We start from the raw sequence: 11745 nt of genomic DNA, 5'->3' as shown, positions 1-11745 counted from the left end.
GTTTTCCACAGGCCCGGTGCGATTGTCGTACCGACCGCAGGGCGGGGCGTGCCGGTCACCGGGCGGGGCGTGCCGGTCGGGCGAGCCGGCGTACGGATGGCGAGGGACGTCGTGCCCACGGCGGGATGCGTCGTGCCCATGGCGCGGTCACCCGGTGCGCAGGGGCCGCTGCCATAGGGACGGGGACCCGTGCGGGTCGCCGACCCGGCCCTTGCCGCCGGCCCAGGCTCGTGCGATGCGGCGGGCGCGGCGGCGGGTCCGGGTCAGTTCGCGGGCCAGGCGCTGCCGCTCGGCCTCCAGGAGGAGTCGCTCGGTGCGCATCCGGGCGTGGTTCTCGATCTCGATCATGGCGGGACCCTTCGCGGGGAGAGAGGCGGTGCGGGGCTTCGCTCGCTGCGATGCCTCCGCGGGATGCCTCCACCTTCCGCTCCCGGCCGGGCGCGCCGCATCGGGAAAGTTCCGCATCTTCGGGCGGCCGTCCGGCACGGGCCGACGTCTGAGGGGTCCTCAGAATTCGCGCCGGGCACGCGTAAGGGGCCTCGGGGAGCCCGTGACATGTGCACGGATTCCCTAAGGCCCCTGAGGTCGCTGACGCCGCTGAGGTCCCTGGGCGCCGGGGGTTGTCGCCCGCTCAGCTCGCCGACGGCAGTGCCAGCAGCGCGTCCGAGTACTTCAGGACCGCCAGCAGCAGCCCGATGACGCCGAGCGAGACGCCGGCCCAGGCCACCGACTTGATCCAGGGGGCCTGCGGGCGGCCGGGGGTGCCGAAGGCGGGGCGGGCGAGGACGACCACGCCGGTGATCAGCGCGAGCAGGGCGAAGAAGCCGGCCCACAGCGCGGTGGTGTGCCAGGAGTCGCCGTAGACCGCCTTGATCTGCGTGGCGACGCTCGCGGTGGAGGACGTCCGCAGCTGGCCGACGAGCTGCTGGCGGGCGCCCGCGACGGTGCCGATCCAGCCGCCGCTGAGCGAGACCAGGCCCAGCGCGGCGGAGACCACGGCACCGGCGCCCTGGCCGACCCCGGAGGGCGCCTTGGCGTCCGCCGCGTCGTCCTCGAACCCGTCCACCGGCCCGTCCACCGGCCCGTCCGCCGGCCCGTCCACCGGCTCCTCGGCGAGCGGGCCGTCGGCCGGCTGCTCGGTGCCCCCGGCGACCGCCGCGCCCTCGGCGCTCGCGCCCTCGGTCTCCGCCTTCCCCGCGGTGTCCTGCGCCGCGGTCTCGACCCCCTGTGCCGTCTCGTCGTCGTGCTGCGCCGCCGTCGTACCGGCCGCGGCGTCTTCCGATGTCTTCGTTGCCATGGCAACAACCGTACGGACGCCGTATGAGAGGTCGCTTAATGATCGTCAATGGGCGTGTTGCGCCGCGCCCTCGCCTGCCGTAGGCCATTCGGGGGCCAGCACCGACCAGATCTCGGTGCTGGTGCGCTCCCCGTCGTGCGGATAGTTCTCGCGCAGTACACCCTCACGGGTCATGCCGAGCCGCCGGGCCACATTGATGCTGGGCTGGTTGGCGGTGGCCACCCGCCACTCCACGCGGTGCATGCCGCGCGTCCGGAACGCCCAGTCGATCAGGAGCCGCATGCCGCGGGTGACGAGCCCGCGCCCGGCCGCCGCGGGCTCCAGCCAGCAGCCGGCCTCGCACACCCCGCTCGGCGTGTCCCAGGTGCGGAAGAGCAGTCCGCCGACGAGCGTCCCGTCCTGCCAGATGCCGTGCAGCGCGCCGGTGTCGGTGGCGCGCTTCTCGCCGTAGGACCGCAGGTAGGCGCGGGCGCCGTCCAGGTCGGCCACCACCTGGGGCAGCCCGATGTGCTGCCCGATGAAGGCGCGTCCCCGGTCGATGTTGGCCAGCATCTCCGCGGCGTGCCAGACCTCCAACGGGCGCAGTTCGGCGCCGTCACCCAGGGATATCGCGTACATCGCGCTGTGCTTCCTTCTGCTGTTCGTGGATCCGGTCCGGGCCGATCCGGTCGGCCGGGACGCGTCCGAGCCTCTCATGCGCGGCGCGGCACTCCGGCGGCTCGATGCTGATGTGCGGCAGCCGGCGCTCCAGCCAGCCGGGCAGCCACCAGTTGGCGGCGCCGAGCAGATGCATCAGGGCGGGCACCAGGAGGGTGCGCAGGACGAAGGCGTCGAGGGCGACGGCGGCGGCGAGCGCGATGCCGAACATGGCGATCACGCGGTCGCCGCTGAGCACGAAGGCCAGGAAGACCGAGATCATGATCACGGCCGCGGAGTTGATCACCCGGCTGGTCTCGGCGAGGCCCACCCGGACGGCGCGCCGGTTGTCGCCGGTCGCCAGCCATTCCTCGTACATCCGGCTGACCAGGAAGACCTGGTAGTCCATGGAGAGCCCGAAGAGCACCGAGACCATGATCACGGGCAGGAAGGGCTCGATGGGGCCCGCGCGGCCGAGGCCGAGCAGTTCGCTGCCCCAGCCCCACTGGAAGACGGCGACGACCACGCCGAACGCGGCGGCCACGGCGGCGATGTTCATCACGGCGGCCTTGAGCGGGATGCCGAGCGAGCGGAAGGCGAGGAGCAGCAGCAGGCAGCCGAGCCCGATGACGGTGCCGACGAACAGGGGAAGTTTGCCGACGATCACATCGGCGAAGTCGTCGTAGCTGGCGGTCACCCCGCCGACCTGGATGTCCAGGGAGGTGCCCTGTTCCGCGCGGGGCAGCACCGTCTCGCGCAGCCGGTCCACCAGGGCGCTGGTGGCCTGGGACTGGGGCGCGGAGTCGGGGACCACGGTGAGGTAGGCGGTCTCGCCGCCGGTGGCGTAGGCGGCCGGAGTGGCGGAGGCGACGCCGGGGGTGGCGCGCAGGGTGGTGTCGAGGTTGTCCAGGGCGAGCCGGTCGGCGGCGCCGTCCACCCGGGTGACGAGGGTCAGCGGCCCGTTGACGCCGTGTCCAAAGCCGTCGGCGAGCAGGTCGTACGCCTTGCGGGTGGTGGAGGTGCGGGGGTCGTTGCCCTGGTCGGAGGTGCCGAGGTGGAGCGAGAGGGTGGGCAGGGCGAGCAGCGCGATCACCGCGACGGCGAGCGAGCCGAGCAGTTTGGGGCGCCGCTCCACCAGCGCGGACCAGCGGGCGGCGAGGCCGGTGGGCACCTCGGGGCGCGGCCCGTGTTCGGCGAGCCGGCGGCGTTCGCGGCGGCCGAGGGCGCGCGGGCCGATGTACGACAGCAGGGCGGGCAGCAGGGTGACCGAGGCGGCGACGGTGAGGATCACGGTGAGGCTGGCGGCCACGGCGACGCCGTTGAGGAAGCTCAGGCGCAGGATCAGCATGCCGAGCAGGGCGATGCACACGGTCGCCCCGGCGAAGACGACGGCGCGTCCGGTGGTCGCGACGGCGCTCACGGCGGCCTCGGTGACGTCCAGGCCGCGTCTGAGTCCGCGCCGGTGCCTGGTGACGATGAACAGCGCGTAGTCGATGCCGACGCCCAGGCCGACGAGCATGCCGAGCATGGGCGCGAAGTCGGCGACCGTCATGGCGTGGCCGAGCAGTCCGATGCCGGCGTGGGCGGTGCCGACGCCGATCAGGGCGGTGGCGATCGGCAGCAGGGAGGCGGCGAGGGAACCGAAGGCGAGGAAGAGGACGACGGCGGCGACGAGGACGCCGACCACCTCGGCGGTGCGGTCGTTCGGGGTCTCGGTGAGCCCGATGGCGCTGCCGCCCAGCTCCACCTGGAGCCCGTCGCCCTGGGCCGCCTTCGCGGCGCCCACGACGGCCTGCGCCTCGTTCTCGCCGATGTCCTCGGCCTGCCGCGCGAAGGTGACGGTGGCGTAGGCGGTGCGCCCGTCGGCGCTGATCTGCCCGCCGCCCTGGCCCTCGTACGGCCCGTCCACGGAGGCGACGCCCGGCAGCCCGGCGATCCGGTCGAGGGCGGTGGTCATGCTCTGTTCGACGTCGGCGGCGCGGACGGTGCCCTTCGTGGTGTGCCAGACGACGGTGTCGCTGTCGCCGCCGAGGCCCGGGAAGCCCGCCTGGAGGAGCTGCGCGGCGCGGCCGGACTCGGTGCTGGGGACCGAGTAGTCGTTCGAGTACGACGTGCCGGCGAAGGAGGCGGCCGCGGTGGCCCCGCCGAAGGCGCACAGCCACAGCAGGACGGCGATCAGTCGGTGCCGGACGCACCAGCGCGCGAGGGCTGCCACGGACGTGCTCCCAAGGAAGATTTGTGGATCTTTGGCCGGGAACGATCGTCCATAGACTGAACAGCCCGCAAAGAACGCATGAGCAATCGCTGGACACTCTTGCAGGCAAAAGTGATCCTTTGCCGTGTTCGTGGGCTTATTCACAGCGGGAGAAAAACGCCGTGGGGGGACGCGCCGGTGCGGCGCGTCCCCCCACGGGTTGACGGTGACTCAGCTCTCGCCGGTCAGCCCTCGCTGACGCCGAGCCGCTCCAGGATCAGCTCCTTGACGCGGGCCGCGTCGGCCTGGCCGCGGGTGGCCTTCATGACCGCGCCGACCAGGGCGCCGGCCGCGGCCACCTTGCCACCGCGGATCTTGTCCGCGATGCCGGGGTTGCCGGCGATGGCCTCGTCCACGGCGGTGCCGAGCGCCGAGTCGTCCGAGACGACCTTCAGGCCGCGCTTGTCGACGACCTCGTCCGGGGTGCCCTCGCCCGCGAGCACACCCTCGATGACCTGACGGGCCAGCTTGTCGTTCAGATCACCCTTCGTGACCAGCTCGGTGACCCGGGCCACCTGCTGCGGGGTGATCGCCAGCTCGTCCAGGGACGTGCCGGACTCGTTGGCGCTGCGCGCCAGTTCGCCCATCCACCACTTGCGGGCGGAAGCCGCGTCGGCCCCGGCCTCGATGGTGGCGACGATCGGGTCCAGCGCGCCGGCGTTCAGGATCGCCTGCATCTCCGTGGCGGAGATGCCCCAGTCGGCGAGCAGCCGGGTACGGCGCACCAGCGGCAGCTCGGGCAGCGCCGCGCGGATCTCCTCGACCCACTCGCGCGCGGGCGCGACGGGGACCAGGTCGGGCTCCGGGAAGTACCGGTAGTCCTCGGCCTCCTCCTTCACGCGGCCCGAGGTCGTGGACCCGGTGTCCTCGTGGAAGTGGCGGGTCTCCTGGATGATGGTGCCACCGGAGTTGAGCACGGCCGCGTGCCGCATGATCTCGAAGCGGGCCGCGCGCTCCACCGAGCGCAGCGAGTTGACGTTCTTCGTCTCCGAGCGCGTGCCGAACTTCTCGGCACCCTTGGGCATCAGCGACAGGTTCACGTCACAGCGCATCTGGCCCATCTCCATGCGGGCCTCGGACACGCCGAGGGCACGGATGACCTCGCGCAGCTCACGCACGTACGCCTTGGCCACCTCGGGGGCGCGCTCGCCGGCGCCCACGATCGGCTTGGTGACGATCTCGATGAGCGGGATGCCGGCGCGGTTGTAGTCCAGCAGGGAGTGGGACGCGCCGTGGATACGGCCGGTGGCGCCGCCGACGTGCGTCGACTTGCCGGTGTCCTCCTCCATGTGGGCGCGCTCGATCTCCACGCGGAAGGTCTCCCCGTCCTCCAGCTGCACGTCGAGGTAGCCGTCGAAGGCGATCGGCTCGTCGTACTGGGAGGTCTGGAAGTTCTTCGGCATGTCCGGATAGAAGTAGTTCTTCCGGGCGAAGCGGCACCATTCGGCGATCGAGCAGTTCAGCGCGAGGCCGATCCGGACGGCCGACTCGACGCCGGTCGCGTTGACGACCGGGAGCGCGCCGGGCATGCCGAGGCAGACGGGGCAGGTCTGCGAGTTGGGCTCGGCGCCCAGCTCCGTGGAGCACCCGCAGAACATCTTGGTCTTGGTGCCGAGTTCGACATGGACCTCAAGGCCCATGACGGGGTCGTACGACGCCAGCGCGTCCTCGTACGACACCAGGTCGGTCGTGGTGGTCACGGTGAAAACTTCCCTCTCAGCCCAGCAGGACGTCGTCGTCGCCCAGCCGCTTCAGCTCGCGGTAGAGGATCGCGAGGCCGGTCACGATCGCGACGGCGGAGACCGTGGCGTCGAGCAGCCGCAGCGTGTCGTGCTCGGCGCGGGCCTTCTTGATCTGCTTGGTGACACCGATCGCGCCGAACGCGGTGGTGGCCATGGACAGGTACGTACCGGACTTGGACTTCTTGAAGTCCTTGGCCTTGGACAGCTTGCTCACAGCGACGGTGCCTCCTCAAGCAGCGGGTGTCCCCACTTTTCCACGAAGGCGGCCTCGACGGCGGCGCCCACCTTGTACAGGCGGTCGTCCTGCATCGCAGGGGCGATGATCTGCAGGCCCACCGGGAGGTTGTCCTCCGGGGCGAGACCGCAGGGCAGCGACATGGCCGCGTTGCCCGCCAGGTTGGTCGGGATGGTGCACAGGTCCGCGAGATACATCGCCATCGGGTCGTCGGCGCGCTCGCCGATCGCGAAGGCGGTGGTCGGGGTCGTCGGGGAGACGATCACGTCGACCTGCTCGAACGCCTTCTCGAAGTCCCGCGTGATGAGGGTGCGGACCTTCTGCGCGGAGCCGTAGTAGGCGTCGTAGTAGCCGCTCGACAGGGCGTACGTGCCGAGCATGATGCGGCGCTTGACCTCGGGGCCGAAGCCGGCCTCGCGGGTCAGGGAGGTGACCTCCTCGGCCGAGTGCGAGCCGTCGTCGCCGGTCCGCAGGCCGTAGCGCAGGCCGTCGAAGCGGGCGAGGTTGGAGGAGCACTCGGAGGGCGCGATCAGGTAGTACGCCGACAGCGCGAGGTCGAAGGACGGACAGTCCAGCTCGACGATCTCGGCGCCCAGCTCCTTCAGCAGTTCGACGGACTCGTCGAAGCGCTGGATGACGCCGGCCTGGTAGCCCTCGCCGCGGAACTGCTTGACGACGCCGACGCGCATGCCCGCCACGCTGCCGTTGCGGGCCGCCTCGACCACCGGCGGGACCGGGGCGTCGATGGACGTGGAGTCCATCGGGTCGTGGCCCGCGATGACCTCGTGCAGCAGTGCCGCGTCCAGGACCGTACGGGCGCAGGGGCCGCCCTGGTCGAGGGAGGAGGAGAAGGCGACCATGCCGAAGCGGGAGACCGCGCCGTACGTCGGCTTCACGCCGACGGTGCCGGTGACGGCGGCCGGCTGGCGGATGGAGCCGCCGGTGTCGGTGCCGATGGCGAGCGGGGCCTCGTAGGAGGCGAGCGCGGCGGAGGAGCCGCCGCCGGAGCCGCCGGGGATCTTGGTGAGGTCCCAGGGGTTGCCGGTCGGGCCGTAGGCGCTGTTCTCGGTGGAGGACCCCATGGCGAACTCGTCCATGTTGGTCTTGCCGAGGATGACGACGTCGGCGGCCTTGAGGCGCTTGGTGAGCGTCGCGTCGTACGGCGGGATCCAGCCCTCCAGGATCTTCGAGCCGACGGTCGTGGGCACGCCCTCGGTGGTGAAGATGTCCTTGAGCGCGAGCGGGACGCCGGCCAGCGGGCCGAGCTGCTCGCCGCGGGCCCGCTTCTCGTCCACGGCGCGGGCCTGGGCGAGGGCGCCCTCGCGGTCGACGTGCAGGAAGGCGTGCACCTTCTCGTCGACGGCCTCGATGCGGGCGAGGTGGGCCTCGGTGACCGCGACCGCCGTCAGCTCGCCGGAGGCGATCTTCTCGGCGATCTGCGCGGCCGTGAGCTTGATGATGTTGTCCGTCATGGTCACTCCTCCCCCAGGATCTGCGGCACCTTGAAACGCTGCTGTTCCTGGGCGGGGGCGCCGGAGAGCGCCTGCTCGGGGGTGAGCGAGGGACGGACCTCGTCCGCCCGCATGACGTTCGTCAGCGGGAGCGGGTGCGAGGTCGGCGGTACGTCTTGGTCGGCGACCTCACTGACGCGGGCGACCGCGCCGATGATGTCGTCGAGCTGGCCGGCGAAGTGGTCGAGTTCTTCGGGCTTCAGCTCCAGACGCGCCAGCCGGGCGAGGTGGGCGACCTCCTCGCGCGTGATGCCAGGCATGCAGCGATCCTCTGGGGTGAGTGCGTGTTGTTTGGAGCCAATCCTATGGGGCGGGGCGGCCCGGCCGTTAAACGGTTTGCCCGGGACGGGCTCGCGGCGGCTCCGGGGCACCCCGGCCGGCGGACCGGTCAGGCCGCGAACAGCAGCGCGGCGCAGCCGAGGACCACCACGGCGGTGGCGAAATGGATCCCGAACGCGACGGCCCGCGTACCGCCGTGCCGCAGGACGGTCACGGTGTCGAGGAGCGGGACGAGGGCCACACAGACCATGAACCAGGCCTCGGCGCGCGCTCCGACGAGCGCCAGCAGGACCAGCCCGACGAGACCGAAGGCGGCGTCCCTGCCGCCCTTGACCGACAGATAGGCGCCGGCGTCGCCCGCGGGGTCGGCGGGGACGCCGTAGCCGGCGGCGGCCGGGGCGGGCTGGAACCAGAAGCGGTAGCCGAGGAAGAGACAGAACAGGTCGAGCAGGACGGCCAGCGTGTACGCGGCGATGGTCATGACGTCTCCCGTTGATGTTTTCCCGCAGCGTGTTTTCTAGCAGCGCGCTTTCTAGCAACGCTAGGAACACGAGTGACGCTAGCAGAGCGTCGACAGATTGCCTAGCGTTGCTAGAATTCCGGGTATGACGATCCAGACGCGCAGGGAGCGCGAACGAGCCGAGCGCAGGCAGCTGATCGTGACGGCGGCCCGGGAGCTCGCCGAGGCGGAGGGCTGGGACGCGGTGACCACGCGTCGGCTGGCCGCCGAGATCGAGTACAGCCAGCCGGTGCTCTACAGCCACTTCAAGGGCAAGGACGCGATCATGGCGGCGGTCGCGGTCGACGGCTGCGCCGATCTGGCGACGGAGCTACGGCGGGCGCGCGCGGGCGCCGACGGCGTCCGGGCCCCGCTCGCGGCGATCGCCCGGACCTACACCGCCTTCGCCCGGCGCCGGCCCGCCCTGTACGACGCGATGTTCACCCACCTGGTGGACCTGCCGTTCGCCACGGCGGAGGCCCCTGCCCCGCTCCGGGACGCCTTCGGCGAACTGCTGGCCGCGGTGGCGCCGGTCACCACCGAGGAGGACGCCGGCCTGCTGACCGAGACGTTCTGGGCGGCCCTGCACGGACTGGCGACCCTGATGCGCAGCGGCCGCCTGCCGGAGTGGGCGCACGAACGGCGCCTGGAGCTGCTGGTGGACCGGTTCGCGGGGCCGACCAGCAACTAAGAGGAACTAAGAGGGATTAGGAGGGGCTAGGAGGGGCCGAGGGACGGTTTACGGCCGCCCGCCGTCGCCGGAGGCGGGCCGCTGCCGTCGGGGACGGGCACCTCGCCCGCCGGCAGGGGGCGGCGCGTGGGCGAGCCGACGCTGGTCTGCCGGAAGCGCAGCCAGGCCGTCGCCTCCTCCGGCGGCATCGCCGCGGCCACCAGCCATCCCTGCACCGCGTCGCAGCCCAGGTCCCGCAGCCGCTCCCAGGTCTCGTCGTCCTCCACGCCCTCCGCGACGACCAGCAGCCCCAGGGAGTGCGCGAGGTCGACGGTGCAGCGCACGATCTCGGCGTCCTCGGTGTCCACCGCGAGCCGGGCCACGAAGGAGCGGTCGATCTTCAGCTCGCTGACCGGCAGCCGCCGTAGATGCACCAGGGAGGAGTACCCGGTGCCGAAGTCGTCCAGGGACATCTTCACGCCGTGCCCGGTCAGCGCCGCGAGGGTGTCGGCGGCCCGCTGCGGGTCCTCCAGCAGGACGTGCTCGGTGATCTCCAGCTGCAGCGCGCCCGCCGGTACCCCGTGCCGGGCCAGCCGCGCGGCCACCGAGCCCGCGAAGCCGGGCGTGTGCACATCGCGCGGGGAGACATTGACCGCGACCGGCACCCGGATGCCCCCCGACCGCCAGCGGGCGACCTGTTCGAGGGCGGTCTCCAGGACGTACTCGGTGAGATGGGGCATCAGCCCGGAGGACTCGGCGATCGCGATGAACTCGTCCGGCGGCACCTTCCCGCGCTCCGGGTGCACCCAGCGCACCAGCGCTTCGAGACCGGCGACCTGCCCGTCGAAGCGCACCTTGGGCTGGTAGTGCAGCTGCACCTCGTGCGCGTCCAGCGCCCGGCGCAGATCGCCGAGGAGGCCGAGCCGGTCCGGGGTGTTGGAGTCCCGCTTGGACTCGTAGACCTCGACGCCCGTACGGTCCCGCTTCGCCTGGTACATGGCCACGTCGGCCCGCCGCAGCAACCCCTCCGCGTCCCTCGCGTGGTCCGGGAAGACGGCGACCCCGGCGCTGGCCTCCAGCACGAGGGTGAGGCCGTCGAGGTCGAGCGGGGAGCTGAGGGCGGTCACCAGACCGCGGGCGACCCGCATCGCCGACGTGATGGAGTCGGCGACGGGCAGTAAGACCGCGAACTCGTCGCCGCCGAGCCGGGCCGCCTCCGCGCCGCGCGGCAGGGCGAGCCGCAGCCGCTCGGCGATCTGCAACAGCAGCCGGTCACCGGCGAGATGACCAAGGGTGTCATTGACCGAACGGAAGCGGTCCAGGTCGATCAGCATCAGTGCGGAACGGGCGCCGATGCGGTCGGCGTCGTCCAGCGCGGTCCAGATCCGCTCCTGCAGCCACTGCCGGTTGGGCAGTCCGGTCAGCGGGTCGCGCAGCTGCTCCTCGGCACGGGCGCGGGCCATCCACAGGGCGGAGTCGAGGGCGATGAGGGGGATGGCGAACAGCGGCAGCAGTACCGGCTGGGCGTCGGCGACCACGCACACCAGCGGTGCGATGCCGAGCAGCGCCACGGCCACCAGGCCCTGTCGGACCAGCGCGGGCCGCGGGATGCTCGGCAGTCCGTGCTCGCGCGGCGCGGTCAGGTACCAGAGCAGGCCGCGGCTGACGGCGAGATAGGCGACGGCCGCGAGCGCAATCTCGGGGGCGGTGGCGAGGCTCCAACTGTGCGCCCGCCAGGGCTGCTCCACGCTGGGCACCCGGCCGAGCGCGCCGAGCAGCAGGGCGGCCACGCCGATGCCGAGGATGTCCGTGGCGCCGTGCAGCACGCCCTGGCGCCAGCGGTGCCGGCGGGCGATGCCGACCAGGACGACGACGGTCAGGCTGACCAGGCCGGCGGGCACCCAGCCGTAGAGCAGCAGCACGGCGAGGGTGAGGGCGGCGCCCGAGCCGGTGCCGCCCCACCAGCGGGCGCGGCCCAGCATCACGAGGTGGCCGACGATGATCCCGGTGAGCAGGGCCAGCGACCAGCCGGTGGTGCCGCACGGGAAGAGCGCGTGCCGTCCGCCGAAGGCGCGCAGGAAACCGGCGGCCAGGACGAGGGCGGCGGCCGCCGTGACGGCCGCGGGCAGCGCGGGCCAGGGGCTCGGCCGGCCCGCCTCCGGCTCGCCGCCGAGGCCGGCACCCGCACCCGCGAGGCCGGGCGAGGGCTCGATGGCGAGCGGCACCCGGGTGCCCGGCGGGGTGAGGGGGCCGGCCTGGGCCGGACGGACGCGCGGGCGGGTACGGCCCTCGGCGCGGCCGGGCCGCAGGATCTCCCGCCAGGCGAGCGCGCGGCGGCGCAGGCGCAGCCGTGAGTCCGGGGCGACGCTCTCGGTCGGTTCCATTCCCGTCCCTCTCACAGCCGGCGGTGCCCACGCCACGCGGTCCGATGTCCGACACCATCGACGGCTTCGCGCTGAAGAAACCCTTGCCGCGCCCGCGGCGGGCAGGGAAATGCCCCCGTCCGTCGCCGGGATCGGCAGGTGCACAACTCAACACTAGGCCGCGCGGGGCTTCCACGGGCACCGGTCGTCGGCGGTTGCCCGAATGCGCCCGGGGCCACCCGTATGCAACTGGTATGCG

Annotated in this window: 11 protein-coding genes; 1 reads left to right on the top strand and 10 read right to left on the bottom strand. The window is 72.5% G+C overall.

Annotated features, from left to right (window positions below; genetic code table 11):
• Positions 1 to 147: 147 nt before the first annotated feature.
• The 9 genes from AB0N90_RS06080 to AB0N90_RS06040 form a co-directional block, all read right to left on the bottom strand.
• Positions 148 to 348 (bottom strand): hypothetical protein, encoded by a 201-nt coding sequence (locus AB0N90_RS06080; protein WP_365193298.1) that lies wholly within the window; start codon positions 346 to 348, stop codon positions 148 to 150.
• A 283-nt stretch (positions 349 to 631) separates the two neighbouring features.
• Positions 632 to 1297 (bottom strand): hypothetical protein, encoded by a 666-nt coding sequence (locus tag AB0N90_RS06075; RefSeq protein WP_365193297.1) that lies wholly within the window; start codon positions 1295 to 1297, stop codon positions 632 to 634.
• Between the two features lie 45 nt (positions 1298 to 1342).
• Positions 1343 to 1915 (bottom strand): GNAT family protein, encoded by a 573-nt coding sequence (locus AB0N90_RS06070; RefSeq protein WP_365193296.1) that lies wholly within the window; start codon positions 1913 to 1915, stop codon positions 1343 to 1345.
• Positions 1893 to 4148 (bottom strand): MMPL family transporter, encoded by a 2256-nt coding sequence (locus tag AB0N90_RS06065; RefSeq protein ID WP_365193294.1) that lies wholly within the window; start codon positions 4146 to 4148, stop codon positions 1893 to 1895. The genes AB0N90_RS06070 and AB0N90_RS06065 overlap by 23 nt, the downstream gene beginning before the upstream one ends.
• 224 nt (positions 4149 to 4372) lie before the next feature.
• Positions 4373 to 5887, bottom strand: a complete 1515-nt coding sequence (gatB, locus tag AB0N90_RS06060; protein ID WP_085566684.1) for an Asp-tRNA(Asn)/Glu-tRNA(Gln) amidotransferase subunit GatB — start codon at positions 5885 to 5887, stop codon at positions 4373 to 4375.
• A gap of 16 nt (positions 5888 to 5903) precedes the next feature.
• Positions 5904 to 6143 (bottom strand): hypothetical protein, encoded by a 240-nt coding sequence (locus AB0N90_RS06055; protein WP_037657242.1) that lies wholly within the window; start codon positions 6141 to 6143, stop codon positions 5904 to 5906.
• A complete protein-coding gene (gatA, locus tag AB0N90_RS06050; protein WP_361677305.1) occupies positions 6140 to 7636 on the bottom strand; it encodes an Asp-tRNA(Asn)/Glu-tRNA(Gln) amidotransferase subunit GatA in 1497 nt (498 codons plus the stop codon). The genes AB0N90_RS06055 and gatA overlap by 4 nt, the downstream gene beginning before the upstream one ends.
• A gap of 2 nt (positions 7637 to 7638) precedes the next feature.
• Positions 7639 to 7935, bottom strand: a complete 297-nt coding sequence (gatC, locus tag AB0N90_RS06045; RefSeq protein WP_006130840.1) for an Asp-tRNA(Asn)/Glu-tRNA(Gln) amidotransferase subunit GatC — start codon at positions 7933 to 7935, stop codon at positions 7639 to 7641.
• 128 nt (positions 7936 to 8063) lie between these two features.
• The gene (locus AB0N90_RS06040; RefSeq protein WP_365193292.1) at positions 8064 to 8435 is read right to left on the bottom strand and encodes a DUF4267 domain-containing protein; all 372 of its coding nucleotides are present in this window, start codon (positions 8433 to 8435) and stop codon (positions 8064 to 8066) included.
• Positions 8436 to 8559: 124 nt separating this feature from the next.
• On the opposite strand from AB0N90_RS06040, the gene AB0N90_RS06035 reads away from it, so the two are divergent.
• Positions 8560 to 9144, top strand: a complete 585-nt coding sequence (locus AB0N90_RS06035; RefSeq protein WP_365193291.1) for a TetR/AcrR family transcriptional regulator — start codon at positions 8560 to 8562, stop codon at positions 9142 to 9144.
• A 26-nt stretch (positions 9145 to 9170) separates the two neighbouring features.
• On the opposite strand, the gene AB0N90_RS06030 is transcribed toward AB0N90_RS06035, so the two are convergent.
• Positions 9171 to 11507 carry a bifunctional diguanylate cyclase/phosphodiesterase gene (locus tag AB0N90_RS06030; RefSeq protein ID WP_365193290.1) on the bottom strand — a complete coding sequence of 779 codons (2337 nt, stop codon included), beginning with the start codon at positions 11505 to 11507 and terminating at the stop codon, positions 9171 to 9173.
• Positions 11508 to 11745: the final 238 nt, after the last annotated feature.

The organism is Streptomyces sp. NPDC093018, from assembly GCF_040684035.1.
In the GTDB taxonomy this organism is placed as follows: domain Bacteria; phylum Actinomycetota; class Actinomycetes; order Streptomycetales; family Streptomycetaceae; genus Streptomyces; species Streptomyces murinus.
Note: the sequence above shows the minus strand (reverse complement) of the source record. Positions and strands in the feature narration are given on the sequence as shown.